Origin of the sequence: Croceibacterium aestuarii, from assembly GCF_030657335.1 — a bacterium.
Classification (GTDB): domain Bacteria; phylum Pseudomonadota; class Alphaproteobacteria; order Sphingomonadales; family Sphingomonadaceae; genus Croceibacterium_B; species Croceibacterium_B aestuarii.
This window is the reverse complement of record NZ_CP131039.1, coordinates 842,445-869,306: the sequence shown is the minus strand read 5'-3', so window position 1 is coordinate 869,306 and position 26,862 is coordinate 842,445. Positions and strand designations below refer to the sequence as shown.

Here is a 26,862-nt window from a genome sequence, read left to right as displayed (position 1 = left end):
GGGCCCTGTCGGGCAACAAATAGAATTAGACTTGCGCAGGGACATGCTGGCTGGCGCAGTGGAAGCTGCCGCCGCCGGAAAGAACCGCGTCGGCGGGCAGGCCGATCGTCTCGCGGCCCGGGAACAGGCTGGCGATTGCAGCGACACCGTCCGCGTCGTGAGCCGTGCCGTAGGTCGGGACGACGACGATATCGTTGCCGATGGCGAAGTTCATGAAGCTCGCCGGTTCGGCGCCCTCGTCGTCGCCGACCAGGCCGGGCGAGGGAACGTCGGCCACTGCGACCCCCGCAGCGAGGGCCCGGGCTCGAGCGTCGGCGTAGACGGCGGCGTTGGGATCGTCCGGCCCGGCCGACAAGGGAATGGCCAGGGTGTTCGGCGCGACGAAGCGGGCGAGGTTGTCGACGTGGCCGTCGGTATGGTCGCAGGCCAGGCCCTCCCCGAGCCAGAGGACGCGCGTAAAGCCCAGATCGCGCGCCAGGCGCGCCTCGATCTCCTCGCGCGACAGTACGGGATTGCGATTGGGATTGAGCAGGCACTGCTCGGTGGTCACGACCAGCCCCGTGCCGTCGCTGTCGATCGCCCCGCCTTCGAGGACCCAGTCGGCGAAGCTGAGTTCGAGACCGGCCGAACGGGCGAGCGATTCGCCCACCTCGCGGTCTCCCTCCATGTCGTCGTACTTGCCGCCCCAGCCGTTGAAGCGGAAACGCCGCGCGAAGCGGCGGCCGGCATCGTCGAACAGCACGATCGGCCCGGTGTCGCGGAGCCAGATGTCGCCGTAGGGATGACGCTCGAGCGTGACCGCGGCGCTGACCAGCCGGCGCGCGCGGGCCTCGTTGGCATCGTCGTGCACCACCAGCCGCACGTCCTGCCCGGTTGCGGCGACGGCATTGGCATAGGCGGCGATCTGCTCCTGCGCCGGGTCGGTGAACTCTCCCCACAGGTCGGCCCGGTGCGGAAAGCCGATCCACAGCCAGTCCTGCGGGGCGAATTCGGCAGGCATCGGCATTGTCTTGCTCATCGGTTCAGCATCCTCCCGATGCGGCGCAGGATTCGTCGCGGATACGCCGGAATTCGTCGCCCGGCACCCAGTTCGGCCAGTCCCGGCTGGTCGCGAGGTCCCGGCCGAGGAGGTAGAACAGGTCGAACTGACGCTGCACGTTGCGCCAGTCCCAGGCCGGGTCGTACTCGTCGTCGGGCGCGTGATAGCGGTTTGCGCGGTAGTCCGCGTTCCACGCAGCCCCCGCCTCGCGGCCGCCGTCGACCAGGTCCTGCCCAGACTTGATATTGAACATCGGCACCCCGCGCCTGGCGAAGCTGAAATGGTCGGAGCGGTAGTAGTATCCCGCCTGCGGCGCCGAATCCGCCGAGGCCGCGAGGCCGAGCTTCGCCAGGTTGCGCGCCAGGACCTTGTCGAGCTCGCTCTTGCCGAGACCGATGACGTCGACGTCGCGCGCCGGGCCGGTCATCGCGCCGCCATCGATGTTGAGCCCGCCGACCGTGTGGTCGAGCGGGTAGATCGGATGCGCGGCGTAATATTCCGAGCCGAGCAGGCCCTGTTCTTCGGCGGTAAGCGCGAGGAACACCATGCTGCGCGGCGCCGGGCCGGTCTTCGCCTGCGCTTCGGCCAGCGCGACCAGCGCGGCGCTGCCGAGCGCGTTGTCGATGGCGCCGTTGCAGATGTCGTCGCCCGCATCGTTCGCCGGGCAATGGCCGAGATGGTCCCAGTGCGCGGTATGGATGACGTATTCGCCGGGCCGCTCGCTGCCCGGCAGGATGCCGACGACGTTCTTCGAATCGATGTAACGCAGCGAATTGTCGAACGCGGTCGAGACCTTGAGGCCGAGCGGGACCGGCCGAAAGCCGGCCTGTTCCGCCTGCGCAGCGAGGCCGGCCAGGTTCGTCCCCACCGCCCCGGCGATCGCCTCGGCGGCGCGGTGGTCGATCCAGCCGTTGACCAGCGTCTGCGCTTCGCCGCCGTTCTCCTTGCGGGTGTGCGACTGCGGCCCGGTCCACGACCGCTCGACGACGTTCCAGCCATAGCCGGCGGGATAATCGTCATGCACGATCAGCGCCGCTGCCGCGCCTTGCCGGGCCGCTTCCTCGAACTTGTAGGTCCAACGCCCGTAATAGGTCATTGCCCGGCCGCCGAAGGGGCCGGCATCGGTTTCGCTGCGCCAGTCGGGATCGTTGACCAGGATGACCGCGGTCTTCCCGTGCATGTCGATACCGGCGTAGTCGTCCCAGCCCTTCTCGGGCGCCACGACGCCGTAGCCGACGAACACCAGTTCGCTGTCGTGCAGCGAGATGCTCTCCTGTTCGCGGTAGGTCACCCCGATCCAGTCGCTTCCGGCCGCGAACAACAAATCCGCCGCCGGTCCGTAGACGTTGAGCGCACCGAGGTCCTCGGCGGTAATCTCGACCAGCGGGACGTCCTGGAACCACGAGCCATTGTTGCCCGGCTGCAGGCCCGCGGCCGCGAAACGCTCGACCAAATAGGCGAGCGTCTTGTCCTCGCCCGGCGTGCCCGGCGCGCGGCCTTCGAACGTGTCGGCCGCCAGCGTTTGCGTGACCTCCTTGAGCGTATCGAGCGAGATGGGCTCGCCGACGGCCGCCGGCTGCGCGAGGGGCACGCCGGCGCAGCCTGCCAGCGCGAGCAGCAGCGCGGCGCACGGTGCGGCGATAATCCTGGCGGGACGCTCCATCGCGCCTCCCTTGGCAAAGCCGCGCGCGAGGAACAAGCGCCGCGACGCAAGGCTTGCCCTCGCCGCGCGAGCCATGCACTTGAACGGCGATGGCCGAAACGAGCGAAGCGGACTGGAAAGGCGCACTGGAGCGCTCGCGGGCGCATGCGCCGTTTCTCGCCACCGCGCTCGAACGCCGGGCCGATATCGCCGAACTCCTGGCTCAAGGCCGCGGCGAGGAGGCGCTCGCCGCGGCCGCAGTGCCTGAGGACGATGTCGCAATTGCCCTGCGCCGCGAGCGGATCGGCCTGGCCCTGGCGCTCGCGATCGGTGATCTGGCCGGAGCGTTCTCGCTGGCGCGCGTCATGCACGAGCTATCGGCTTTCGCCGACCGCGCTCTGGATGCGGCGATCGGCGCCGCGATCCGGCACCGCGTGCCCGGCGCCGATCCGGCGGGATTCACCGCGCTGGCGCTGGGCAAGCATGGGGCGTGCGAACTCAACTACAGCTCCGACATCGATCCGATCCTGCTGTTCGATCCGGCCCTGCTGCCGCGCCGGGAACGCGACGACCCGGGCGAGGCGGCCCAGCGCGTCGCGCGCCGGCTGATGGAGCTGCTGACCGAGCAGACCGCCGAGGGCTACGTCTTTCGGGTCGACCTGCGGCTGCGCCCGGCTTCGGAGGTCAGCCCGCTCGCAATCAGCTTCGATGCGGCGCTCTCGCACTACGAGAGTTCGGCGCTGGCATGGGAACGCGCGGCCTTCATCCGCGCGCGGGCGGCGGCCGGCGATGTCGCGGCGGGCGAGGCCTTCCTGCGCGCGATCCGCCCGTTCGTGTGGCGCCGCAGCCTCGATTTCACCGCGATCGAGGAAGTGCGCCGGCTGACCGCGCGAATCCGCGAAAGCCACTCTGGGCCGGACGAAGCGGGACCGGGCTACAACCTCAAGCTTGGCCGCGGCGGCATCCGCGAGATCGAGTTCTTCGCCCAGACCCACCAGCTTATTCATGGCGGCCGCCATCCCGCCCTGCAGGTTCGCGGCACGCGCGCGGCGCTTGACGCCCTGGCGGCCGAGGGGATCGTCGCCGCCGACGACGCGGTGCTGCTCGGCGAAAGCTATGACCGGCTGCGCACGCTCGAGCACCGCCTGCAGATGGTCAACGACCGGCAGACGCACGTGCTGCCCGAAACGTCCGCCGCGCTCGACAACGTCGCACGCCTCGAAGGGCTCGCGGACGGCGCCGCGCTGGTCGAAGAGGTGCGCTCGATCGCGCAGGAGGTGGGACTGCGCTACGACGCCCTGCTCGGCCGGGTCGACGACCGCGCCCGCCCCGTACCGCCCGCGGACGAAAGCGTGCTGGCGACGATCGAGGCGCGCTTCGACCGCTGGCGCGATACGATGCGCACGCTGCGCGGGCCCGAGGCGCGCGCGGCATTCGCCGCGCTCCGCCCGACGCTAGCCGAAGCGCTCGCCTCGGCGCCCGAGCCCGAGCGCGCCCTGGCCCGGCTCGAGACGATCATCGAGCGCATACCCACGGCAATCAACCTGTTCCGCCTGTTCGAGGCCCGGCCGGGCCTGCTCGACCAGGTGCTCGGCGTGGTCACGCTCGCCCAGACCCTCGCCGACGCGCTGGCGCGCCATCCCGAGTTGCTCGATGCACTGATCGACACGACCGCCCTGGACCTGCCGGGACCGGTCGCGAGCCTGGCCGAAGACATGCGCACACGCGGGGGGAGCGAGTACGAAACGCGCCTCGATGCAATCCGCCGCGTCGTTGGCGAACAGCGCTTTGCCCTCGGCGTGCAACTCGTCGAAGCGCGCCACGATCCGCTCGCGATCGCCGCGGGCCTGGCCCGGCTGGCCGAAGCGGCGCTCGATGTCGGAGCCAGCGCGGCGGAAGAGGAATTCGCCCGCGTCCACGGCCGCATCGACGGCAGCGATCTCGTCATCCTCGGGCTCGGAAGGCTCGGCGGAGGAGCGCTGACCCATGCCTCGGACCTCGACCTCGTCTATCTGTTCAGCGGCGAGATCGGCGGGGAATCGGACGGCGAGCGGCCGCTGTCCTCGTCGCATTACTACAACCGCCTGTGCCAGCGGGTCACCGCCGCCCTCAGCGTTCCGACCGCAGCGGGGGCCCTTTACGAGATCGACACGCGCTTGCGCCCGCAGGGGGCGCAGGGGCCGATCGCCGTCAGCCTGGAGAGCTTCGCGCTCTATCAGCGCAGCGATGCCTGGACCTGGGAGCACATGGCGCTGACTCGCGCCCGCCCCGTCTTCGGGCCGCCGCGTGCACGCGCCGAGCTGCAACGGATCATCGACGAGACCCTGCAGCGGGACCGCGACCCGGCGCAACTGCGTGCCGACGTGCTCAAGATGCGCGGCGAAATGGCCGCGGCGAAGATCCCCGCCGGGCCGCTCGACGCCAAGCTCCTGCGCGGCGGCCTGGTCGATTGCGAGTTCATCGTCCATTTTCTGCAACTGCGCGAACGGAGCGGCCTCTCGCCGGATCTCGGCGCGGCAATCGATGCGCTGACCGAGGCTGGACATCTGCCCAGCGAGTTCCGACGCGACTACGACCTGATGAGCCGGCTGCTGGTCGCCGCCCGGCTCCTTGCCCCCGACGCCCAGCAACCACCGAAGGCCGCGGCACGGGCGCTGGCTTGTGCCTGCCGCGTCGATGACTACCACGCGCTCTTGCAGAGCCTGCGCGAGGCGCGGCAAAACGTCGCCACAACCTGGGCCGAGACATTCGGCGAAACCCTGGAGGATTTGACATGAGCGAACGCCCCGACGTCAGCGATCCGCTTCCCGATATCGCGCTCGAGACGCCCGACGGCGGCAGCGTGAAGCCCGCGGACTTCAAGGGCCGCAAGCTGGTGCTGTTCTTCTACCCGAAGGACGATACGCCGGGCTGCACCACGGAGAACAAGGACTTCAGCGCGCTGGCCGGCGAGTTCGACAAAGTCGGCGCGGCCCTGCTCGGCGTGAGCAAGGACCCGCCGAAGAAGCACGCGAAGTTCGCCGAAAAGCATGGCCTCGTCGCCCCGCTTGCCTCCGACAGCGAGAGCGGCGGCCTGTCCGACGCGCTCGGCATCTGGACCGAGAAGAGCATGTACGGCCGCACCTACATAGGCATGGAGCGCACCACCTACCTCGTCGGTGCCGACGGCAGGATCGCGCGGGTCTGGCGCAAGGTGAAGGTCAAGGGCCACGCCGCCGAGGTTCTCGAAGCCGCGAAGGCACTGTGAGCACATCGGTTGCAAGCGCGATCCGCTCCGCCCTGCTGACCGGCGAGACGCGCGCGAAGGTCATGGCCGCGCGCCGTGTCGCGCGCGACTGGCGGCTCGGGCGGCTGGAATGGACCTTCGATATGGAAATGCCCGCGCGTCCGGCCTGGCCCGCGGCGCTCGAATTGCTGCCGCCGGCGCAGATGCCGCGGCGCGGCAAGGGCGGGGCGGAGACGACGCGCATCGCCCTGTGGCATTCCATCGCGCATATCGAATTCGTCGCAATAGACCTGGCGCTCGACATGGCCGGCCGCTTCGGCGCCGAAATGGGCCGCGGCTTCGTCACCGATTTTCTCGCCGTGGCGGCCGACGAAGCGATGCATTTTGCCCTGATCGAGCGCAAACTGCGCGCGCTCGGCTCCTTCTATGGGGCGCTGCCGGCCCATTCCGGACTGTGGCAGGCCGCGCACGACACGCGCCACGATGCGGCCGCCCGGCTCGCCGTGGTTCCCATGGTGCTGGAGGCGCGCGGGCTCGACGTGACGCCGCGCATGCTCGAGCGTGTGCGCGCCGCAGGGGACGAATCCGGGGCGCGTATCCTCAAACGAATCCTTGACGACGAAATTCGCCATGTCGGATTCGGCGCCAAGCATTTCCGCGAAGCGAGCCGTATGCGCGACGAAACGCCGCGCGATTTGTGGCAGAATCTCGTGGCTTTGCATTTCCGGGGCGCTCTGAAGCCGCCATTCAACGACTCGGCGCGTCTCGCAGGCGGTTTGCCGCGCGATTGGTACGCTGGCATTGCCTAGTTAACCTTTTCCCGGTCAACCATCTCAACGACGAGACCGCGGGGGGGTTCCCAAAGTCTCAGAAATTTCACCGGATCGATGGTCCGGAACGCGCCGTGCAACGCCAGTTGCCGGCAGAAAACGAAACTGGACGGGAATACTGGTCGTATGCATTTCAATCGAGCCCTTCGCTCTTCAGCCGCTCTCGCCGCCGCTGCGCTGGCAATCGCCGCCAGTCCCGCGGTCGCCAACGAAACAGCGGCGACGACGACGCAGATGACCGGCTCGCTCAAGGGCAGCGCCTCGCAGGAAGTCCTCGGCAACGGGGACAAGGAATTCACCCAGCTCTTCGCCAGCTGGAAAAGCACCGAGCACAGTTCCGATCCGATGGCCGCCCCGCGGCAGGCCGTCTCGGTGCCTTCGCTCATTCCCGTAGACTACGCCCGCATGTCGAGCGGCTTCGGCGTGCGCGAACATCCGGTGCTCGGCGGCCGCCGCGCCCACAAGGGTGTCGACCTCGCCGCGCCGACCGGCACGCCGGTCTATGCACCCGCCGACGGTTACGTGAAGATGGCTTCGCGCTTCGGCAGCTACGGGAACTTCATCGAGCTGGAGCACGGCGGGGAAATGGAAACCCGTTACGGCCACCTGTCGGGTTTCAACGTCAGCGAGGGCCAGAGCGTGCACAAGGGCGACGTGATCGGATATGTCGGCACCACCGGCCGTTCGACCGGCCCGCACCTGCACTACGAAGTGCGCGTGGCCGGCGAAGCGGTCGATCCGACCCCCTACATGGTCATGAGCGAAGTCGCGCTCGTGGCGGGTGAGGGCGGCCAGGGCGGCGGCGACGACGAGTAAGACTTTCCAGCTGCTTGGACGGCAAGCGAAAGGACGGCGGGGCGATCCTGCCGCCCTTTTGTTTTGTCAGCCGAGCAGGCGGAGAGCCATGGCGCGCACGTCCTCGGCCATGTCCTCACGCTCGAGCGCCAGCGCCAGCGTGGCCTCGACGAAACCGAGCTTGCTCCCGCAATCGAAGCGGCGGCCGGCGAAGGTCACCGCGTGGAACGGCTGGGTGCCGATCATCCGCGCCATCGCGTCGGTCAGCTGGATTTCCCCTCCGGCGCCCTTGCCTTGGCTCTCGAGGGTCCGCATGACCTCGGGCTGGAGGATGTAGCGGCCGGACAGAATCTTGGTCGACGGCGCCTCCGCAACCGGGGGCTTTTCGACCAGCCCGCGCACTTCGGTCAGTGCGCCGTTCTCGCTTCCGGGATCGATCACGCCGTAGCTCGAAACCTCCTCGCGCGGCACTTCCAGAACGCTGATCAGGTTGCCGCCGACCTCGCCATAAGCCTCGACCATTTGCTTCATGCAGCCCGGCTCGCCGATCATCAGCTCGTCGGGCAACATGATCGCGAACGGCTCGTCGCCGACGATCGCGCGGGCGCACCAAATGGCGTGACCCAGGCCGAGCGGAACCTGCTGCCGGACGGTGATGATGTCGCCCGGCGTGAAGCGGGTCGAATCGAGGACCGAGAGGTCCTTGCCGCGCGCCTTCATCGTCGCCTCGAGCTCATAGGCGATGTCGAAATGCTCGACGATCGAGGTCTTGCCGCGCCCGGTGACGAAGATCATTTGCTCGATCCCCGCCTCGCGCGCCTCGTCCACCGCGTACTGGATCAGCGGCCGGTCGACGATTGGCAGCAGTTCCTTGGGAATGGCCTTCGTGGCGGGGAGGAATCGGGTGCCGAGTCCGGCGACGGGAAAGACGGCTTTTTTGATTGGCTTGCGGTCCATAGCCACGTTCATTGCGGTGCAGCAAGGCGCGCGTCAACCGCCGATGCCTCAGTGCGCCGCGACGGCCGGACCCAAGGGCGCTGCGGTGCGTTGCACCGGGGAAAGGAGATTATCGATGGCACTACTCAAGCTCGCCGCCCTCGGGGCACTGGGATATGTCGGTTACAAGGCGTGGGAGAAGAACAAGGCAAGCGACCAGGCCGCCTTCGCCAATGGCCAGGCCGGGGACGAGAACTTTGCCCAAGTGCGCGATTCGGGCCCACAAGCCATGGCCGATCCGCCCAAGCGCGGCTGGACCAAGCCGGACGAGGAGAGCGACGAAAGCTTCCCGGCTTCCGACCCGCCCGCCAATTATTGATCGACGTCGCCGGCGCGCGCGGCCAGCCACAGTCGCACCGCGCCGGCCAAGCCCGGCGCAAGGGGCGCCTCGATCCGCTCGGCATCGATGCGCGCGACGAGCGCGTTGAGCGGCACCCCCTCGCTTTCGGCAGCCCGGCGGAGCAGGTCCCAGAACAGCGGTTCGAGGCTGATCGATGTCTTGTGGCCCGCTATCTCGACCGAGCGCTTGATGGGAGGGTGGTAGATTTCGCGCCTCAATTGCGAGGGCCGAGCATCGCGGTGGGATCGACGATCCGGTCGTAGTCCTCGGCGCTCACTTCGCCGCTGTCGAGAGCCGCCTCGCGCAGCGTCACGCCGCGCGCATGGGCATCCTTGGCGATGGCCGCCGCCTTGTCGTAGCCGATCGTCGGCGCGAGAGCGGTTACGAGCATGAGCGAGCGTTCGACGCCGCGCCGCAGTTCGTCCTCGCGCGGCTCGAGGCCGGACAGCAGGTGCTCGGTGAAGCTCGCGGCGGCGTCGGACAGCAGGCCCGCAGACTGCAGGAAGGTATAGACGAGCACCGGTCGATAGGTGTTGAGCTCGAACTGACCCTGGCTCGCGGCGAACTGCATCGTCCCCTGATTGCCGAACACCCGCGCGCAGACCTGGGTCAGCGCTTCGACTTGAGTGGGGTTGACCTTGCCGGGCATGATCGAGGAGCCCGGCTCGTTGGCCGGCAGCGCCAGTTCGCCGAGCCCGGCGCGCGGTCCCGAGCCGAGCAGCCTGATATCGCCGGCGATCTTGTTGAGTGAGGCGGCGACCGTCGCCAGCGCGCCGTGCGCGAAGAGCAGCGCATCGGAAGCGGCGAGAGCTTCGAACTTGTTGGGCGCGGAAACGAAAGGCCGCCCCGTCGCCTGGGCTATCTCCTGCGCCACGCCTTCCGCGAAGCCTTGGGGGGCGTTGAGCCCAGTGCCGACAGCCGTGCCGCCCTGCGCCAGTTCGTAGAGCCCGGGCAGCGCCGCCTCAATGCGCGCGATTCCAGCCTCGACCTGCCGTGCGTAACCGGAAAACTCCTGCCCCAGCGTCAGCGGGACCGCGTCCTGTGTATGGGTACGGCCGATTTTGACCAGTCCGCCCCACGTCTCCGCCTTGGCGGCGAGATCGGCATGCATCGCCTGTAGCGCCGGAAGCAGCTGTTCGCGCAGAACGTGCACGGCGGCGATGTGCATCGCAGTCGGGAAGGTGTCGTTCGACGACTGGCTCATGTTGACATGATCGTTGGGGTGGACCGGGCTTTTTGCACCGAGCTTGCCGCCGAGCAGCTGGTTGGCGCGGTTGGCGACAACCTCGTTGGCGTTCATGTTCGACTGCGTCCCCGAGCCGGTCTGATAGACGACCAGCGGGAATTCATCGTCGAGCCGGCCCGAGGCGACTTCTTCCGCCGCTGCTTCGATGGCGTCGGCCAGCCGCTCATCGAGCCGATAGAGGGCGCGGTTCGTGCGTGCAGCCGCGCCCTTGATCACGCCGAGCGCGTGGATGACGGCCGGTGGCATACGCTCGCCGCCGATGCGGAAGTTGTCCTTCGAACGCTGGGTCTGCGCGCCCCACAGCCGATCGGCGGGTACCGCCACTTCGCCCATGGTATCGGATTCGATGCGGGTCTCGCTCATGACGACACACTACGCGCTGTCATTGTCCGTGTCACCGCCCGCGCCGGGACGTCAGTACATGTGCTGCCCGCCGTTGATGCTCATCGTCGAACCGGTCACGAAACCGCCATCGTCGGACGTCAGGAAAGCCACCCCGCGGGCAATCTCGTCGGCATGGCCGAGCCGGCCGACCGGAATGCGGGCGACGATCTTTTCGAGCACGTTCTCGGGCACCGCAGCGACCATGTCGGTGTCGATGTAGCCGGGGGCGATGGCATTGACGGTGATGCCGTAACGTGCGCCTTCCTGCGCCAGTGCCTTGGTGAAGCCGTGGATGCCGCTCTTGGCGGCGGCGTAATTGACTTGGCCGTATTGCCCGGCCTGACCATTGATCGAGCCGATGTTGACGAAACGGCCCCAGCCCCTGTCCTTCATTCCGGCGAATGTCGCCTTGGCCATATTGAAGCAGCCGCCGAGGTTGACCTTGAGCACATCGGTCCAGTCGGCGTAGCTCATCTTCATCAGCGTGCCGTCGCGGGTAATGCCGGCGTTGTTGACCACTATGTCGATGGGGCCGACTTCGCTCTCAATGCGGGCGCAGCCTTCCATGCAAGCTTCGTGGTCGCCCACGTTCCACTTGTAGGACTTGATGCCGGTCGCTTCGCTGAAGGCCCGCGCCTTCTCCTCGTTACCCGCATAATTGGCGACAACTGTGCGCCCTTGCGCCTGCAGCGCCTCGCAAATGGCTCTGCCGATTCCCCGGGTTCCCCCCGTAACGATGGCGACGCGTGACATGCACTCTCCCTTCAGCCGGATATCCTGTTCCCGGTTACAGGCTTAGCGGGCGCAGTCTTGCAGGCAAAGAAAAACCCCGTCGAAGCGGGGTGGGTTTGCGGCGGTCGGCCGACCGAAAACATTGGATCTTCCGCCCTCCGACTGCAAGCCGGCCGGACCTAGAATTTGAACTGAGTGCCGACGTAAACCGCTTGGCTATCGGTCTGCTTGGCGTCGGCCAGCGGAGCGAGCCGATTGCGGTCCTGTTCGTATCGCACGCCGGCGGTGACATCGAGGTTGCGCGACAGACGGTAGCTGCCGCCGACGTCGACCGATTGCGCACCGATCGAATCGCGGGTCAGCGGGGCGCTGCCGGTCTTCTCTTCCGCCTCGAGCGCGATGCGAGGCGCGAAGCGGCTTTCGTCCGGCTTGGCGCCCGGGCTCGGGCGGAAAGTGGCGAGATCCGGAATCGATTCGGCCGACAGCTTCTTGTCGATCACCGAGGGCTGCACGAAGCTCTGATAGCCGCGCGAAATGCCCAAATTGTACCGTGTCGGGGCGATGCGCACCGCAGCCGTGCTGGCCAGCTGGTCCTTCGCGGAATCGATCGCCGAGCGCACCTGGATGGCGCGAGCCACGTCTTCGTCCACGCGCACCGCGACAGTGACCGAGCGATTCGTCCGCTCCGCCAGGCCGGCGGGCGTGAAGCGAAGCAGATGGGCTGTCGACTTGCTTTCACCCACCAGGCGGGCGACTTGCGGGTCCACCGACGCTGGGGTGAAAGTGAGGTTGGCAGCGACCGACCCGAGTTGCTTGCCGCCAAGCGAATCGAGCGCCCAGCCCGCGGTCGGAAGGCCGGCGAGCACGAGCGAGACAAGCGCGACGGTGGCGGTCATGCCGCCCGTCCTGCCGCTTGTGCGCTTCCTGCCCATCGTCAGCTCAGCCTCCTCAGACAAAGGTCCGTACGCCTATCACACACCTGGCCCTGAATGGTTCCTGACCGGTGAGGGAATCGCGATACCGCCCTCTTGATAGCGACGTTAGGCGCAAGCGCCACGAATTCCATGCATTTTGAATCGTTTCCGCGCGGTTTTCCGGGACTGTTGCAGGAGGCCCACAGGTGGACTGCGGAACGGGGGTCCGGGGTTAAGCGCCGGTTCAGCGCTGCGGGGCGCATTGGCGCTACGACATCGCAGGGATGCTGCGGCTTGCCGCGCACCGAGGTGAGGCTATAGAGGCGCTCACGGGCGAGCCGCCCGCGAAGACAGACAGGACCGTTCATGGCACTTCCGAATTTCCGCCCCGCCGCCCGCCGCTTGCAGCCCGCCCGCTTCGTGCTGGTCGCCGGGCTGGGCCTCGCGCTGGCTGCGTGCGGACACAAGCAGGACGACCAGGCTGCACAGGTGGCCTCCGCCTCGGTCACCTCGATCGGTGTCAATTCGTACCTGTGGCGCGCCAGCCTCGAAACGCTGAGCTTCATGCCCTTGACCCAGGCCGACAGCGCCGGCGGCGTGATCGTCACCGACTGGTATTCGAACCCCCAGAACCCGGGCGAGCGAGTCAAGGTTTCGGTTTCGATCCTCGACCAGGATCTGCGCGCCGATGCGTTGCGCATCGCCGCCAGCCGCGAAGTCAACAGCAACGGACAGTGGGTGGCTGCCCCGGTCCAGGCCGCAACGGTGCAGAAGCTGGAAGACATCATCCTTACCAAGGCGCGCGATCTCAGGCGTTCCGACCTCGGCTAAGTTCCCGTAGGGGGCATCTATGAGAGAAGAGAGATTCGATCCGTCGCGGGCCGACGGACACTGGCAACGCGTCTGGGACGAGCGCGACGTCTTCGCCGCCGACGACGCGAGCGACCGGCCGCGCAGCTACGTGCTCGAGATGTTCCCCTATCCCAGCGGGCGCATCCACATCGGCCATGTGCGCAACTACACGATGGGCGACGTGCTGGCGCGCTACAAGCGGATGACCGGGCACGAAGTGCTGCACCCGATGGGCTGGGACGCTTTCGGCATGCCGGCCGAGAATGCCGCGATTGAGAAGGGCGTGCATCCGGGTGCGTGGACCCGCGGCAACATCGCCAACATGAAGGCGCAATTGAAGCGGTTGGGCATGGCGTTCGACTGGAGCCGCGAACTGGCAACCTGCGATCCCGACTACTACGGGCACGAGCAGGCGATGTTCATCGACTTCTACGAGGCGGGGCTCGTCTATCGCAAGGAATCGGCGGTCAACTGGGACCCGGTCGATCAGACCGTGCTGGCCAACGAGCAGGTGATCGACGGCAAGGGCTGGCGCAGCGGCGCCCCGGTCGAGAAGCGCAAGCTGAGCCAGTGGTTTCTGAAGATCACCGACTTCGCGCAGGAACTGCTCGACGGGCTGGGAGAGCTCGACAAGTGGCCCGAGAAGGTCCGCATCATGCAGGAGAACTGGATCGGCAAGAGCACCGGCCTGCAGTTCACTTTCGACCTGTCGAACGGCGAGACCGTCGAGGTCTATACCACACGACCCGACACGATCTTCGGCGCAAGCTTCGTTGCCGTCGCGCCCGACCACCCGGTCGCGCAAGCCGTCGCGATGGGCAATTGCGACGCTGCCAAGTTTATCGAGCAATGCAAGAAGGGCGGCACCACCGCGGCCGAGCTCGAGACGGCCGAAAAGCTCGGCTTCGACACCGGGATCGGAGCGAAGCACCCGTTCACCGGTGAGTACCTGCCGGTCTACATCGCCAACTTTGTGCTGATGGAATATGGCACCGGGGCAATCATGGCGGTGCCCGGGCACGACCAGCGCGATTTCGATTTCGCCATCAAGTACGGGCTGCCGATCGTCCGGGTGGTGGCGCCCGATGCCGCGACCGCCGATGCCCCCTTGACCGAGGCCGAAGCCGGCGACGGTATGCTCGTTAATTCGAGTTTCCTCGACGGCATGGATGTCGCCAGCGCCAAGCAGGCGGTGATCGACCGGGCCGTGAGCGAAGGCTGGGGCGAAGGCAAGACCGTTTGGCGCCTGCGCGACTGGGGCGTCAGCCGCCAGCGCTACTGGGGAGCGCCCATCCCGTTCATCCATTGCGACGCCTGCGGGGTGGTGCCGGTGCCGAGGGACCAGCTCCCCGTCGTGCTGCCCGAGGACGTCGACATTTCGATCCCCGGCAACCCGCTTGCGCGCCACCCGACGTGGAAGCATGTCGATTGCCCGAAATGCGGCAGCGCGGCGACGCGCGAAACCGACACGCTCGACACGTTCGTCGACTCCTCATGGTACTTCCTGCGCTTTGCCAGCCAGCCGGCGGACCGACCGTTCGACCCGGCGGTTGTCGCGAAGTGGCTGCCGGTCGATCAGTACATCGGCGGCATCGAGCACGCGATCCTGCACCTGCTCTACGCCCGCTTCTGGACCCGCGCGCTGGCCCGGATCCACCAGCTCGACGTCAAGGAGCCGTTCGCCTCGCTTTTCACCCAGGGCATGGTCACCCACGAGACCTATTCGCGCCGTGAAGGTGATCGCGAGGTCTTCTACAGCCCGGACGAAGTCGAACGCGGCGGCAAAAGCGCGGTTCTGCTGGCGGATCGCAAGCCGGTCGCCATCGGCCCCGTGATCAAGATGTCGAAGTCCAAGAAGAACACCGTCGACCCGGACTCGATCATCGCCCGCTACGGCGCCGACGCGGTGCGCTGGTTCATGCTTTCCGACAGCCCGCCCGAGCGCGACCTGCCGTGGTCGGCCGCGGGCATCGAGGGGTGCTGGCGCTTCGTCCAGCGGCTGTGGCGGCTGTTCGGGCAGTACGATGCAAGCGCTCAGGGAACCGATGGAGCCCTCGATCGCCAAGTCCACAAGGCCATTGCCGCGGTTGGCGAAGACATCGAGGCGCTCGCCTTCAACAAGGCCGTGGCGCGGATCTACGAGCTGACCAGCGCCGCCGAAAAGGGCGCGCCGAGCGCCAGCCGCAGCGAGGCGATTCGCACGCTCCTCCTGCTCGCCGCGCCGATGATGCCGCATCTCGCCGAAGAAGGATGGGCCGCGATCGGCGAGGCCGGCCTCGTCGCCGACGCGCCGTGGCCTGCCGCCGACCCGGCGCTGTTGGTCGACGACGAGGTGACCATTGCGATCCAGGTCAAGGGCAAGCTGCGCGACACCCTGACCGTCGCCAAAGGCCTGGCGAAAGCCGAACTCGAGGCGCTTGCACTGGCCAGCGAGAAGGTCCAGCGTTCGCTCGATGGAGCCGAGGTGCGCAAGGTGATCGTTGTCCCCGACAGGCTGGTGAACATCGTCGCGTGAGGGGGCTGGCGCTCCTCCTTGCGGGCTCGCTCGCACTTGCCGGGTGCGGACTCTCGCCGATGTATTCGGGCGGCGCCGCGGGCACTGTGGCGAGCGGGCTTTCCAGCGTCGAGGTCGCCCCGATCGACGGCAAGGCCGGTTGGCTGGTGCGCAATGCGCTCAAGGACCGGCTCGGGCAGACGGGCGCCCAAACGCAAAATGCGCGCTACCGCCTCGACGTGCTGCTCGACGACAAGCTCGAGGGGCTTGGTCTGCTGACCGACGATTCGGTCGGGCGCGAGCGGCGCACGTTGCGCGCGCGCTACCAACTGGTCGATATCGCCAGCGACGAGGTGGTGCTCGACGCGACAGCGGGCTCCGATGCCGGCATCGACGTGGTGTCGAGCGAATATGCCACGATCGCTGCCGAGGAAACGGCGCTCGAGAACCTGTCGAAGGAAGTTGCCGACCGGATCGTCGCGCGCCTGGCGCTGACGGTCCGAAACAGCTCATGAAGGCGACGCAGCGCGATTTCCGCCAGCACGCCCCGCGGGCGGCTCGCGATGCGCGCGTGTTCTTCTTCTGCGGTCCCGACGAATCCGGCGCCAATGCCGCGGCCGAGGCGCTGGTCGCACTGCTCGAAGAGCCCGGCGAACGGGTCGAGTTGTCCGGCGCCGACTTGCGCTCCGACCCGGTGCGCCTGGCTGACGAGGCGCGCTCGAATTCGCTGTTCGGCGGCTCGCGCCACATCTGGGTTCGCGCTAGCGGCGACGAGGCGCACGACGCGGTAAAGAACCTCCTCGACACTTACGACGCCGGCGAGGGCCAGGGCGCCTGCCCGGTAATCGTCGTCGCGACCTCGGCGAGCGACAAGGCCCGCACCGCCAAGCTTCTCGCCAAGCGCGGCGACGGCTTCGTGGGGATGTTCTACCCGGCCGATCTCCGCTCGGTCGCGCACGAGGTGCGACGCATCGGCATGGGGCTCGGCCTCAACATGGCCGACGACCTGAGCGAGCGCATCGCTCGCGGCGCGGGGCTCGACCAGCGCCTCGCCCGCTCGGAGGTCGAGAAGCTGGCACTGTTCCGCGATGCCTCGCCGCAGAATCCGCAAACCCTTACCGCAGCCAATCTCGACGCGGTCGGGGCGAGCACCGAAGAGGACGGCTTCATGCCGCTCGTCAACGCCGTCCTGTCGGGCACAGGCCCGGCGCTTGCCGAGGAATTCCGCCGTCTTCGGGAAGTCTCACTCAACCCGGTCGGCCTGCTGCTCGCCTTCGAGCGGCGCGCGGCCCAGCTCGCCCAACTCGCCGCCCGCCTTGGCCCGCATGGCAAGCTCAACCAGTTCATCGAAGAAGAGCGCGCGGCGCGGCGCGTATTCTTCGGCGACGCCCAGGATCTCAAGGCCCAGCTCGCCGTGTGGCGCGGAAAGCCGCTTGATCGGCTCGTGCGGCGATTGGCCGAAACGCACCGGCTGCTTCTCGGGAACAGCCAGGCGGCCGACACCTTGCTGGCGCAGGAGCTGGCCGAAATCGCGCGCAATGCCTTGAGGAACAAGCGCAAGCCGTAAATCCCCGTTCAAGCGAGCCGGCCTTTCGTTGGCTCCTGCCGGACGTCCCGGCGTTTGTCGCTTGCCCCTGCCGCCCGGTGATCCCATGTGCCGGCTGTGAGCGCACCACAATTCCACGCCATGGCCGACGGCCGCATAATTGCCTTTCGCCATGGCCCGGGCCGCGGTCCCGCGCTGGTCTTTCTGCCGGGCTATATGTCCGACATGACCGGTTCCAAGGCGACCGCGCTGGCCGATTGGGCCGCGCACGAGGGACGCGCGTGGCTCTTGCTCGACTACTCGGGCTGCGGCGAGAGCCCGGGCGACTTTGCCGATGGCACGCTCAGCCGGTGGTGCGAGGAAGTGGTCGCGCTGGTGGAAACGAGGCTTGCCGGGCCGGTCATCCTCGTCGGCTCGTCGATGGGCGGCTGGCTCATGCTGCTTGCCGCGCGCGCGCTCGGCAGCAGGGTCGCAGCGCTGGTCGGCATCGCCGCCGCGCCCGATTTCACCGACTGGGGCTATTCGCCTGCGCAGCAGGCGGCGCTCGGCGCCGGTGAGACTGTCTTCGAGGACAATCCCTACGGCCCCGAGCCGACGCCAACCTTTGGCCGCTTCTGGGCCGACGGCAACGCGCAGCGCCAGCTCGGCGCGGCAATTCCGTTCGACGGCCCGGTGCGCCTTCTGCACGGACAGGACGACGCCGACGTGCCGCCCGAGATTTCGCTCCGCCTCGCCGCCGCGCTGCGTTCAAGCGATGTGCAGGTGACCTTGGTCAAGCACGGCGATCACCGGCTTTCGCGCGAGGAGGACATCGCCCTCCTGCTCCGTACCGTGGCCGCCCTATGACCGGAAGCGTCCGATGATCCTGTCCGCCCTCGCTCTCCTCGCCGCGCCGGCTTCGGCGGCCCTTGCGCCGGGCGAGGCCGGCCGGCTCTCGCAATGTCTCGATCAGGCGCGCAGCGATCCGGCGACGGCCATCGCTACCGCCGGCGCCTGGCTGGGCGAAGCGACCGGCCCCGGAACGGCCCTGCCGCAGCAGTGCCTCGGCCAAGCCTACGTCAGCCTGCTGCGTTGGGACGCGGCAGCGCAGGCCTTTCGCGCGGGGCGCGATGCGGCGGTGGACGAGGAGCTGCGCGCGCGGCTCGGCGCGATGGCCGGAAACGCTGCGCTCGAGGCCGGCGACGACGAGGCCGCGATTGCCGCGCTCGCCGCCGCCGAGACCGATGCTTCGAGCGCGGGCGAGAAGCAACTTGCCGGAACGATCGCCGCCGACCAGGCGCGGGCGTTTGTCGCCTTGGGCCAGCCGCAAGCTGCGGACGAGGCGCTCGAGCGCGCCCGCAGGAACGCGCCGCAAGTGGCGGAGGTCTGGCTGCTCTCGGCCACGCTCGACCGCCGGGAGGAAGACCTAGGCGGCGCCGCGGCGTTCATCGCCACCGCGCTGGCGCTTGCCCCGCAAGATTCGCAGGTCCTGCTGGAGGCCGGGGTCATCGCCATGCTGAGCGGGGAGGAGACCTCCGCGCGCGGCTATTGGCAAAACGTCCGCACGTTCGCGCCCGACAGCCCCGCCGCGGCGACCGCCGCGAATTATCTGGATCAGCTCGCGGGCCCGGCCCGCGTAAAGGAATGACGATGGTACCGCTTTCCGTTCTCGATCTCGTCCCGGTCCGCGAAGGCGGCGATGTGGCTACTGCGCTGCGCGAGGCCGGGGATCTGGCGCGAGCTGCCGAGGCGGCCGGCTATCGCCGCTTCTGGGTTGCCGAGCATCATGGCAGCGAAGGCATTGCCGGCGGCGCGGTTTCGGTGGCCCTCTCGCACATCGGACATGTCACCGAAACGATCCGCATCGGCGCGGGCGGCATCATGCTGCCCAACCACAATCCGTTCGTCATCGCCGAGCAATTCGGCGCGCTCGACGCGCTGTTTCCCGGCCGGATCGACCTCGGGCTGGGCCGTGCGCCAGGCGCCGGCCCGATACTCGGCCAGGCGCTGCGCAAGGACCTGCACCGCGCCTCGGAATATTTCCCGCAGGACGTGGTAGAATTGCGCGCCCTGTTCACCGGCGACATCGACCTGCCGATCCGGGCGACCCCCGGTTTCGGAGCGAAAGTCGAGATGTGGATGCTCGGATCGAGCCTGTTCGGCGCCCAGCTGGCCGCGCGGCTCGGCCTTCCGTATGCTTTCGCCAGCCATTTCGCGCCCGACCACCTCGACGGCGCGCTCGCCGCCTACCGGGAGCAGTTTCGCCCATCGGCGGCGCTCGACAAGCCGCACGTGATGGCGGCGATGACCGTGATCTGCGGCGAGACCGACGAGGAGGCGGGAATTCTCGCCACCTCGCAGGAGCAATCGTTCGTACGCCTCCGCTCGGGCGAACCGGGCAAACTTCCGCCGCCAATCCCGGGCTATCGCGACACTCTGCCCGAAAACGCCCGAGGCATGCTGGAGCGACTCTCGGTCGCCCGAGCAGTGGGCTCTCCGAAGACCGTTGCGGCGAGTATCGAGGCGTTCGTGCGCCGCACACAGGCCGATGAGATCATCGTCTCCGGCGCCACCTTCGACCCGGCTGCGAGGCGGCGCTCGCTGCAACTGACGATGGACGCGATCGCCGCCTGAGCGGAAACCCTCGCGCTGGGCGGGCGTATGTTAAGGCGAGAGAGACGATCCGCGCCGCGAATTGCCCTTGTCCTGCGCCACGAGCAGGTGCAGAGGCGCGCGCAGTTATATCGTTTCAGCTGTAACGAGTACGGAGTCTGGCGAGAATGGCGGCGAAGGGCAGGGGCAAGGCTGACGGTGTAAAGCGGGAAAAGTCACCTGACGCGGCCCGCGCGAAATCGCCGGCGGGGCTCGTCAGGCAACTGGGCGAGCGCATGGCGGGCTCGCTCCTGCCCGGCGAGCAGAACCCCCCGCCCGGTCACATGGCCGAAGCCGCCGCGTTCCTCTTCGAAGCCGCAGCCCAGCGCGAGCCAGGCGAACCGTCGATCCTGATCCGCACCGCCCACGAAGGGCGGCGTTTCATGCGCGTCGCCGTGGTCAACGACGACATGCCGTTTCTGGTCGACTCGGTTGCCATGGCGATCGCCGCCCAGGGCCTTGCCATCGATCTGTTGGTCCACCCGATCGTGGCCGCGGCGCGAAATGCCGAGGGCGAACTCCTCGCTTTGCCCGATGCCGAAGATGCCGCGCCGCGCGAATCGATGATCTACCTCGAGACGGCGCGGGTCGATGCCAAGGACCGGCGCGCCCTCGAACGCGCCATCGCCGCCGCGCTGGGCGACGTGCGCGCGGCAGTCCAGGACTGGGCGAAGATGCGCGGGCTGATGGCCGCCGATGCCGAGCGAATCGACGATGCCGAAGGCGCCGAACTGCTGCACTGGCTCGGCGGCGGGATGCTGACCCAGCTCGGCCACGTCACCCGCTTCCGCGACGGCAGCCGCTCGCAGCTGCTCGGCATCTGCCGCAAGAGCGCACGCGAACTTCTCGCCGACGATACTTACGAGCGCGCCTTCGCCTGGTTCGACCGCCAGGCGGGCGCGCGCCCCGGGCGCGCTCCGCTCATCATCAAGGCCAACCGTCTCTCCAAGGTCCATCGGCGCGTTCCGCTGGACCTGTTCATCGTCCCCATTGTCGATGCCGGCAAAGTGACCGCGCTTTCGATCCACGCGGGGGTCTGGACCAGCACCGCGCTGCTCACGCCGCCCGACGAAGTGCCCGTGCTGCGCCGCCAGCTCGCGGCGATGATGGAGCTGTTCGACTTTCCGCCGGCCAGCCATGACGGCAAGGCCCTGCTCCACGCGCTGACGACTCTGCCGCACGACCTCGTCATCGGCTTTGCCGACCGCGACATCGCCCGAGTGGCGACAGCGATGATGGCCCTCGGCGATCGCCCGCGGCCTCGCGCCGCGCTCGTCATGGCGCCTCTCGCGCGCCACCTCTTCGCCTTCGTATGGTTGCCGCGCGACATGCTTTCAACCCAGGTGCGGATGCAGATTCAGCACATGCTCGAGGACGAGACGGAGGCCGACACCCTCGACTGGAGCCTCGTGGTCGAAGGCGGCAATCTCGCGATGCTGCGATACGTACTCGACTTCCGCGGGCATGAGCACAGCCCCGATGAGACAACCATCGACGACCGGCTGCAGCACATGCTGCGCGGCTGGAGTGAAGCGGTCGAGGCCGAGCTCGAAGGCTACGAGTCCGGGCGCGCCGCTGCGCTCGTCGCGCGCTTCGCAGAGGGTTTTCCGCAAGGGTACCGGACAACCTACGGCCCAGCCGAAGCGGCGCGCGACATCGCGCGAATTCACCACCTCACGCCCGGCGACGCCGACCGCCCTCTCGGGCGCGATGCGCGGCTCTACCGGATCGAGAGCGACGACCCGTGCAAGCTCGGACTCAAGATCTATCAACTCGGCCCCTCGATGCCGCTGAGCGATGCCGTCCCGGCGCTTGAGAATTTCGGCTTCCGCGTCTTGTCGGAAGTGCCCACCGAGCTGGGCAACGGCGAGCGCTACACGATTCACGACTTCCGACTGCTGCTGCCGCGCCGCGAAGAGGTCGAGGCGGTTTTCGAGCGGGAGAGCGCGATCGAAGCGGCGATCGGCGCAGTGCTCAACGGCATCGCCGAAGACGACGTGTTCAACCGCCTGGTCATCGCCACGGGGCTCGACGAGCGCGAAGCCGGGTGGATGCGGGCGCTCTACCGCTACTTGCGGCAGTCGGCGATAGCCTACACGATCTATACCGTGGTCGACGCCATGCGCGGCGCACCGGCGGTTACCCGCGGGCTCGTCGAGCTCTTTCGCGCCCACCACGATCCCGGCTTCAAGGGCGACCGCGCCGGCACGATCGCCGCGGCGGACGCCGCGATTCGCAGCGGCCTCGCCGGCGTTGAGTCCATCAACCACGACCGCCTGCTGCGGCTCGTCTGGCGCACTATCGCGGCGATCCTGCGCACCAATGCTTTCGCCCCAGCGGCGCGCGAGGCGCTCGCCTTCAAGTTCGATTCTGCGCTGGTCCCGGGCTTGCCGAAGCCGGTCCCATGGCGCGAGATCTGGGTCTATTCGCGGCGCGTCGAAGGGATCCATCTGCGCGCCGGCCCGGTCGCGCGCGGAGGGCTCCGATGGTCCGACCGGCGCGACGATTTCCGCACCGAGATTCTCGGCCTGATGAAAGCGCAGCGCGTCAAGAACGCGGTCATCGTACCGACCGGCGCCAAGGGCGGGTTCTACCCCAAGCAACTGCCCGATCCTGCCGACGATCGCGACGCCTGGTTCGCCGAAGGGCGCGCCAGTTACGAGGTGTTCATCCGCACCCTTCTGTCGGTGACGGACAACATCGAGGGGAAGAAGGTCGTCCATCCGGAATGCGTGGTGGTCCGCGACGGCGATGACCCCTATTTCGTGGTCGCGGCCGACAAGGGCACCGCGACCTTTTCCGACGTGGCCAACGCAATCGCCATTCAGCGCGGCTTCTGGCTCGGCGACGCCTTCGCGAGCGGCGGGTCGAAGGGCTACGACCACAAGGCGATGGGCATCACCGCACGCGGGGCCTGGATCTCGGTGCAGCGGCACTTTCTGGAGATGGGCGTCGACGTGCAGGCCGACCCGATCCGGGTCGTTGGCTGCGGCGACATGTCCGGCGACGTGTTCGGCAACGGCATGCTGCTGTCGAAAACGATCGAACTCGTCGCCGCATTCGACCACCGCCACATCTTCATCGACCCCGACCCCGACCCGGCGGCAAGCTGGGAGGAGCGCAAGCGCCTGTTCGAGCTGCCGCGGTCGAGCTGGGCCGACTACGACGAAAAGCTCATCAGCAAGGGCGGCGGAGTCTACGCGCGCAGCGCCAAGACCATCGTCATCAGCAAGGAAGCCGCCGCCGCGCTCGGCACCGCGACCCGCGAGTTCGATCCCGAGAGCCTGATCAACGCCATTCTCAAGAGCCCCGTCGACCTCCTATGGTTCGGCGGTATCGGCACCTATGTGCGCGCCGACGGCGAAAGCGACTTGCAGGTCGGGGACCCGAGCAACGACGGCTTGCGCGCGGCCGCGAGCGAAGTCCGCGCCAAGGTCATCGGCGAGGGCGCGAACCTCGGCATTACCCAGGCGGGGCGCATCGCCTTCGCGCTGAAGGGCGGACGCATCAACACCGATTTCATCGACAATTCCGCCGGAGTCGACTGCTCGGACAACGAGGTCAACATCAAGATAGCCCTCGCCACCGCCAAGGCCGCCGGCAAGCTGACCGAGGCGCGCCGGATAGCGCTGCTCGCCGAGATGACCGAGCAGGTGGCTGCGCTGGTGCTGGAGGACAACCGTCTGCAGGCCCTCGCGCTGTCGATTGCCGAAAGAGGCGGCGCCCGCGCCGTCGCCAGCCAGACGCGGCTGATCGAGACGCTCGAGGACATCGGCGAACTCGATCGCAAGACGGAGGGTCTCGCCGACGGCGAGACGCTGGCGCGGCGTTCGGCGGATGGCATGGGCCTCACCCGGCCCGAACTCGCCGTGCTGCTATCGAACGCCAAACTGGTGCTGCAGGATGCGCTCGAAGACTGCGCGCTGACGCAGGACAGCGCGATCGAGCCGCTGCTGCTGAGCGATTTTCCGGAAACGATGCGCGAACCGTTCCGCCGGCAGATTCTCAACCACCGGCTGCGGCCCGAACTCGTCGCGACCGTGGTCGCCAACCGCATCGTCAATCGGATGGGTATGATTCACCCCTTCGAACTCGCCGAGGAAGAGGGAGCGGGGCTTGACCGGGTAGGCGCCTCGTTCGTCTCGGCCAGCGCGCTGCTCGGGCTCGACGAGGTCTGGGCGGCGCTCGACACCGCGAAAATGCCCGAAACCGCGCGTCTGATGCTGTTCGACCAGACCGCGCATGCGCTGCGCAGCCACATGGCCGATCTGCTCCGCGCGCGCGGCACCGAATTGGCCCCGGCGCAGACCATCGCCGAACTGAAGAAGGGCGTCGCCGAGCTCGGCGATCACGTCGACGAACTGCTCGCCGAAGACACGCGCGATCATGCCACGAAGATCGAACTCGACCTGATCGCCGCCGGCGCCCCGGAGCGCAGCGCCAAGCTGGTCGCCCGTCTCTTCGCCATGGACGGGGCAATCGGCCTTGCCTGCCTGGCCCGCGACAGCGGTCTCCCCGCAACCCAGCTGGCCCACTCCTTCGTCGATCTCGGCGCGCGGCTCGGGCTCGACTGGGCGCAATCGGTCGCGGCAGTAATGAACCCGTCGGACCCCTGGGAGCGGCTACTCGTCGCCGGCCTGGCGCGCGATTTCCAGCAGATGCGCTTCGATTTCCTGCGCGCGCTGGCGCGGCGCAAATCGGCCAAAGACGACATCTCGACCCTGATCGCCGCATGGGCCGAGCGCAATGCCCGCGAGATCGGACAGTTCCGCTCGATGATCGCCCGCGCGCAGTCGGCTGCCCCGGTGGCTCCCGCCATGCTGGCGCAGATCGCGAGCCAGGCACGCAACGTCCTGCAACGCTGAAGCGGGGTTGACGCGGACAGCGAATTGCCCAAGCCCGGCGCCATGGAGAGCGCGGATATCGTAATCGTCGGCTCGGGCCACGGCGGAGCCCAGGCCGCCATTGCCCTGCGCCAGCAGGGATACGAAGGGTCGATCCTGATGATCGGCCGCGATCCCGCGCCGCCCTACGAGCGGCCGCCGTTGTCGAAGGAATACCTCGCTGGGGAAAAGCCGTTCGAGCGCATCCTGATCCGCCCCGAGGGATTCTGGGCCGACAAGGCGGTGACGCTGCGGCCCGGTACCGCGGTGCTCAAGATCGATCCGCAAGCCAAGGAACTGACGCTGACCGGAGGCGCGACGGTTGCCTACGGCACGCTGATCTGGTCGGCGGGAGGGGACCCGCGCCGCCTGTCGTGCCCGGGCGCCGACCTTGCCGGCATCCACACCGTGCGCGACAAGGCCGATGTCGATCGCATGTTGGCCGAACTCGAGGCCGGCGCGAAGCGCGTGGTGGTGATCGGCGGCGGTTATATCGGTCTCGAGGCTGCGGCGGTCTTGCGCAAGCGCGGCTGCGATGTGGTGCTGCTCGAATCGCAGGATCGGGTGCTCGGCCGCGTGGCCGGAGAAGACCTGTCGCGCTTTTACGAGGACGAGCACCGCCGCCAGGGCGTCGACGTGCGGCTCGAGGCGATGGTCGGGGCTCTGCAGGGCGATGGGTCCCGCGTGACCGGCGTAACGCTCGAAAGCGGCGAGACGATCGCTTGCGACATGGTCGTCGTCGGCATCGGCATCGTCCCGGCTATCGGCCCCTTGATCAGCGCCGGCGCGGCGGGCGCCAACGGCGTCGAGGTCGACGAAATGTGCCGGACCAGCCTGCCCGACATCTATGCCATCGGCGACTGCGCGGCGCATGGCAATCCCTATGCCGACGGGGCGGTCATCCGCCTCGAAAGCGTGCAGAACGCGCACGACATGGCCGCGACCGCGGCCAAGGCGATCTGCGGGGACCCACAGCCTTACAAGGCGCTGCCGTGGTTCTGGTCGAATCAGTACGATCTCAGGCTGCAGACGGTCGGCCTCTCGGCCGAGCACGACACCACGGTGCTGCGCGGCGATCCCGCGGAGCGAAGCTTCTCGGTGGTCTACCTCAAGGAAGGCCGCGTGATCGCGCTCGATTGCGTCAACAAGACCAAGGACTATGCGCAAGGTCGCAAGCTGATCGAGGCCCGGGCTGTGATCGATCCCGATCTGCTGCTCGATCCGGACGTACAGCTCAAGGAGATGTTGTAAGCCGCGCCTGCGCCCAGCGCGCCGCCTCGGCCACGACCGGATCGGGATCGGCGAGCAGCGCGCTGACCTGCGAATGAAGCGCTTGATCGCCGCTGTTCCCGGCCGCGATCAGACAGTTTCGCACGAAACGATTGCGCCCAATGCGCTTGATCGGCGAGCCGGAGAACTTCTGCCGAAACGCCGCGTCGTCGAGCGCCAGCAATTGAGCCAGTCTCGGGGCCACAAGGTCCTCGCGGGGGAGGAACGCGCGGTGCCGCTGCGCCGCGTCGGCAAAGCGGTTCCACGGGCACACAGCCAGACAATCGTCGCAGCCGTAAATGCGCGTGCCGATCGCCTCGCGGAATTCCTCGGGGATCGGCCCCGCGTGCTCGATCGTGAGGTATGAAATGCAGCGTCGCGCGTCGAGCTGGTAAGGCCGGGGAAAAGCATCGGTCGGGCAGGCCTGCTGGCACGCCATGCAGCTGCCGCAGCGGTCGGCGTGCGGTTCGTCGGGTTCCAGTTCCAGCGTGGTGTAGATCGCGCCGAGGAATAGCCACGAGCCGTGCTCGCGGCTGACGAGATTGGTGTGCTTGCCCTGCCAGCCGATCCCAGCGGCCTCGCCCAGCGGCTTTTCCATCACCGGCGCGGTATCGACGAAGACCTTCAGTTCGGTGCCGGGCACGCGCTCGACCAGCCAGCGAGCGAGCGCCTTGAGCGCCTTCTTGACAGTGTCGTGGTAGTCGCGACCCTGGGCGTAGACGGAGATCTTCGCTTCGCCAGGGGCCAGCGGGTCGATCTCTGGTGCGTAGCTCATGCCCAGAGCAATGACGCTCCTCGCCTCAGGCCACATCGATTGCGGCCCTTTGCGGACGTCGGCGCGCGCCGCCATCCACTCCATCGCGCCATGCATTCCGGCGCCGAGCCATTCCTCAAGCCGCCGTGCGCGTAGCGGGTCGTCGGCCGCGGGGGCCACGCCGAAGGCGACGAAGCCGAGCTCGCGCGCCTTGGCCGCAAGATCCTGCTTGAGATCGCCGCTAACGCCCGCGTTAACCAAGTTGAGCCTTGCTCCCGTTTACCCGCGC

22 protein-coding genes are annotated in these 26,862 nt (G+C 68.0%); 14 read left to right on the top strand and 8 right to left on the bottom strand.

Going from position 1 to position 26,862, the window contains the following annotated elements; genetic code table 11:
* Window positions 1-25: 25 nt before the first annotated feature.
* Together Q7I88_RS04155 and Q7I88_RS04150 are read right to left on the bottom strand one after the other, a co-directional pair.
* Window positions 26-1,018, bottom strand: a complete 993-nt coding sequence (locus Q7I88_RS04155) for an agmatine deiminase family protein (protein WP_305097776.1) — start codon at window positions 1,016-1,018, stop codon at window positions 26-28.
* A gap of 4 nt (window positions 1,019-1,022) precedes the next feature.
* Window positions 1,023-2,702 carry a M28 family peptidase gene (locus tag Q7I88_RS04150; protein ID WP_305097775.1) on the bottom strand — a complete coding sequence of 560 codons (1,680 nt, stop codon included), beginning with the start codon at window positions 2,700-2,702 and terminating at the stop codon, window positions 1,023-1,025.
* A gap of 89 nt (window positions 2,703-2,791) precedes the next feature.
* On the opposite strand from Q7I88_RS04150, the gene Q7I88_RS04145 reads away from it, so the two are divergent.
* The 4 genes from Q7I88_RS04145 (at window position 2,792) to Q7I88_RS04130 (ending at window position 7,553) form a co-directional block, all read left to right on the top strand.
* Entirely contained in the window at window positions 2,792-5,458 is a 2,667-nt protein-coding gene (locus tag Q7I88_RS04145; RefSeq protein WP_305097774.1) for a [protein-PII] uridylyltransferase family protein, read from the top strand.
* Window positions 5,455-5,928, top strand: coding sequence for a peroxiredoxin (locus Q7I88_RS04140; RefSeq protein WP_305097773.1), 474 nt, complete (start codon window positions 5,455-5,457; stop codon window positions 5,926-5,928). The genes Q7I88_RS04145 and Q7I88_RS04140 overlap by 4 nt, the downstream gene beginning before the upstream one ends.
* A complete protein-coding gene (locus tag Q7I88_RS04135; RefSeq protein ID WP_305097772.1) occupies window positions 5,925-6,716 on the top strand; it encodes a ferritin-like domain-containing protein in 792 nt (263 codons plus the stop codon). The genes Q7I88_RS04140 and Q7I88_RS04135 overlap by 4 nt, the downstream gene beginning before the upstream one ends.
* A 147-nt stretch (window positions 6,717-6,863) precedes the next feature.
* Window positions 6,864-7,553: a M23 family metallopeptidase gene (locus Q7I88_RS04130; RefSeq protein ID WP_305097771.1), complete on the top strand. Its 690-nt coding sequence runs from the start codon at window positions 6,864-6,866 to the stop codon at window positions 7,551-7,553.
* A 66-nt stretch (window positions 7,554-7,619) separates the two neighbouring features.
* On the opposite strand, the gene Q7I88_RS04125 is transcribed toward Q7I88_RS04130, so the two are convergent.
* The gene (locus Q7I88_RS04125) at window positions 7,620-8,489 is read right to left on the bottom strand and encodes a UTP--glucose-1-phosphate uridylyltransferase (protein WP_305097770.1); all 870 of its coding nucleotides are present in this window, start codon (window positions 8,487-8,489) and stop codon (window positions 7,620-7,622) included.
* A 115-nt stretch (window positions 8,490-8,604) separates the two neighbouring features.
* Between Q7I88_RS04125 and Q7I88_RS04120 the strand changes: the two genes are divergently transcribed.
* Entirely contained in the window at window positions 8,605-8,847 is a 243-nt protein-coding gene (locus Q7I88_RS04120; RefSeq protein ID WP_305097769.1) for a hypothetical protein, read from the top strand.
* Here the strand turns inward: Q7I88_RS04120 and Q7I88_RS04115 are convergent.
* The 4 genes from Q7I88_RS04115 to Q7I88_RS04100 form a co-directional block, all read right to left on the bottom strand.
* Window positions 8,841-9,086 (bottom strand): ribbon-helix-helix domain-containing protein, encoded by a 246-nt coding sequence (locus Q7I88_RS04115; RefSeq protein ID WP_305097768.1) that lies wholly within the window; start codon window positions 9,084-9,086, stop codon window positions 8,841-8,843. The genes Q7I88_RS04120 and Q7I88_RS04115 overlap by 7 nt on opposite strands.
* Complete coding sequence (fumC, locus tag Q7I88_RS04110; protein ID WP_305097767.1) at window positions 9,083-10,477, bottom strand: class II fumarate hydratase; 1,395 nt, start codon at window positions 10,475-10,477, stop codon at window positions 9,083-9,085. Before fumC ends, Q7I88_RS04115 begins: the two co-directional genes overlap by 4 nt.
* Window positions 10,478-10,528: 51 nt before the next feature.
* Window positions 10,529-11,251, bottom strand: a complete 723-nt coding sequence (gene phbB, locus Q7I88_RS04105) for an acetoacetyl-CoA reductase (RefSeq protein WP_305097766.1) — start codon at window positions 11,249-11,251, stop codon at window positions 10,529-10,531.
* 158 nt (window positions 11,252-11,409) lie between these two features.
* Window positions 11,410-12,126 carry a hypothetical protein gene (locus Q7I88_RS04100; RefSeq protein ID WP_305097765.1) on the bottom strand — a complete coding sequence of 239 codons (717 nt, stop codon included), beginning with the start codon at window positions 12,124-12,126 and terminating at the stop codon, window positions 11,410-11,412.
* Window positions 12,127-12,510: 384 nt separating this feature from the next.
* Between Q7I88_RS04100 and Q7I88_RS04095 the strand changes: the two genes are divergently transcribed.
* The 9 genes from Q7I88_RS04095 (at window position 12,511) to Q7I88_RS04055 (ending at window position 25,801) form a co-directional block, all read left to right on the top strand.
* Entirely contained in the window at window positions 12,511-12,975 is a 465-nt protein-coding gene (locus Q7I88_RS04095; RefSeq protein WP_305097764.1) for a DUF3576 domain-containing protein, read from the top strand.
* Between the two features lie 19 nt (window positions 12,976-12,994).
* The gene (gene leuS, locus Q7I88_RS04090) at window positions 12,995-15,511 is read left to right on the top strand and encodes a leucine--tRNA ligase (RefSeq protein WP_305097763.1); all 2,517 of its coding nucleotides are present in this window, start codon (window positions 12,995-12,997) and stop codon (window positions 15,509-15,511) included.
* On the top strand, window positions 15,508-16,005 hold the full coding sequence (gene lptE, locus Q7I88_RS04085) for an LPS assembly lipoprotein LptE (RefSeq protein ID WP_305097762.1): 498 nt from the start codon (window positions 15,508-15,510) through the stop codon (window positions 16,003-16,005). Before leuS ends, lptE begins: the two co-directional genes overlap by 4 nt.
* Complete coding sequence (locus Q7I88_RS04080; protein WP_305097761.1) at window positions 16,002-17,057, top strand: DNA polymerase III subunit delta; 1,056 nt, start codon at window positions 16,002-16,004, stop codon at window positions 17,055-17,057. Before lptE ends, Q7I88_RS04080 begins: the two co-directional genes overlap by 4 nt.
* Window positions 17,058-17,153: 96 nt before the next feature.
* The gene (locus Q7I88_RS04075; RefSeq protein WP_305097760.1) at window positions 17,154-17,882 is read left to right on the top strand and encodes an alpha/beta hydrolase; all 729 of its coding nucleotides are present in this window, start codon (window positions 17,154-17,156) and stop codon (window positions 17,880-17,882) included.
* A gap of 13 nt (window positions 17,883-17,895) precedes the next feature.
* A complete protein-coding gene (locus Q7I88_RS04070) occupies window positions 17,896-18,663 on the top strand; it encodes a tetratricopeptide repeat protein (protein WP_305097759.1) in 768 nt (255 codons plus the stop codon).
* A gap of 2 nt (window positions 18,664-18,665) precedes the next feature.
* A complete protein-coding gene (locus tag Q7I88_RS04065; protein WP_305097758.1) occupies window positions 18,666-19,649 on the top strand; it encodes an LLM class flavin-dependent oxidoreductase in 984 nt (327 codons plus the stop codon).
* A gap of 254 nt (window positions 19,650-19,903) precedes the next feature.
* Window positions 19,904-24,532 carry an NAD-glutamate dehydrogenase gene (locus Q7I88_RS04060; RefSeq protein WP_305097757.1) on the top strand — a complete coding sequence of 1,543 codons (4,629 nt, stop codon included), beginning with the start codon at window positions 19,904-19,906 and terminating at the stop codon, window positions 24,530-24,532.
* A gap of 42 nt (window positions 24,533-24,574) precedes the next feature.
* Complete coding sequence (locus Q7I88_RS04055) at window positions 24,575-25,801, top strand: NAD(P)/FAD-dependent oxidoreductase (RefSeq protein ID WP_305097756.1); 1,227 nt, start codon at window positions 24,575-24,577, stop codon at window positions 25,799-25,801.
* On the opposite strand, the gene queG is transcribed toward Q7I88_RS04055, so the two are convergent.
* Window positions 25,785-26,834 carry a tRNA epoxyqueuosine(34) reductase QueG gene (queG, locus tag Q7I88_RS04050; protein WP_305097755.1) on the bottom strand — a complete coding sequence of 350 codons (1,050 nt, stop codon included), beginning with the start codon at window positions 26,832-26,834 and terminating at the stop codon, window positions 25,785-25,787. The genes Q7I88_RS04055 and queG overlap by 17 nt on opposite strands.
* Window positions 26,835-26,862 lie beyond the last annotated feature (28 nt).

Excerpts from the sequence above, each read along its gene's own strand:
- Q7I88_RS04155 (WP_305097776.1), bottom strand. The coding sequence starts at position 1,018 with ATGAGCAAGACAATGCCGATGCCTGCCGAATTCGCCCCGCAGGACTGG.
- Q7I88_RS04150 (WP_305097775.1), bottom strand. The coding sequence starts at position 2,702 with ATGGAGCGTCCCGCCAGGATTATCGCCGCACCGTGCGCCGCGCTGCTG.
- Q7I88_RS04145 (WP_305097774.1), top strand. The coding sequence starts at position 2,792 with ATGGCCGAAACGAGCGAAGCGGACTGGAAAGGCGCACTGGAGCGCTCG.
- Q7I88_RS04140 (WP_305097773.1), top strand. The coding sequence starts at position 5,455 with ATGAGCGAACGCCCCGACGTCAGCGATCCGCTTCCCGATATCGCGCTC.
- Q7I88_RS04130 (WP_305097771.1), top strand. The coding sequence starts at position 6,864 with ATGCATTTCAATCGAGCCCTTCGCTCTTCAGCCGCTCTCGCCGCCGCT.
- Q7I88_RS04125 (WP_305097770.1), bottom strand. The coding sequence starts at position 8,489 with ATGGACCGCAAGCCAATCAAAAAAGCCGTCTTTCCCGTCGCCGGACTC.
- Q7I88_RS04120 (WP_305097769.1), top strand. The coding sequence starts at position 8,605 with ATGGCACTACTCAAGCTCGCCGCCCTCGGGGCACTGGGATATGTCGGT.
- fumC (WP_305097767.1), bottom strand. The coding sequence starts at position 10,477 with ATGAGCGAGACCCGCATCGAATCCGATACCATGGGCGAAGTGGCGGTA.
- phbB (WP_305097766.1), bottom strand. The coding sequence starts at position 11,251 with ATGTCACGCGTCGCCATCGTTACGGGGGGAACCCGGGGAATCGGCAGA.
- Q7I88_RS04100 (WP_305097765.1), bottom strand. The coding sequence starts at position 12,126 with ATGACCGCCACCGTCGCGCTTGTCTCGCTCGTGCTCGCCGGCCTTCCG.
- Q7I88_RS04095 (WP_305097764.1), top strand. The coding sequence starts at position 12,511 with ATGGCACTTCCGAATTTCCGCCCCGCCGCCCGCCGCTTGCAGCCCGCC.
- leuS (WP_305097763.1), top strand. The coding sequence starts at position 12,995 with ATGAGAGAAGAGAGATTCGATCCGTCGCGGGCCGACGGACACTGGCAA.
- Q7I88_RS04080 (WP_305097761.1), top strand. The coding sequence starts at position 16,002 with ATGAAGGCGACGCAGCGCGATTTCCGCCAGCACGCCCCGCGGGCGGCT.
- Q7I88_RS04070 (WP_305097759.1), top strand. The coding sequence starts at position 17,896 with ATGATCCTGTCCGCCCTCGCTCTCCTCGCCGCGCCGGCTTCGGCGGCC.
- Q7I88_RS04065 (WP_305097758.1), top strand. The coding sequence starts at position 18,666 with ATGGTACCGCTTTCCGTTCTCGATCTCGTCCCGGTCCGCGAAGGCGGC.
- Q7I88_RS04060 (WP_305097757.1), top strand. The coding sequence starts at position 19,904 with ATGGCGGGCTCGCTCCTGCCCGGCGAGCAGAACCCCCCGCCCGGTCAC.
- Q7I88_RS04055 (WP_305097756.1), top strand. The coding sequence starts at position 24,575 with ATGGAGAGCGCGGATATCGTAATCGTCGGCTCGGGCCACGGCGGAGCC.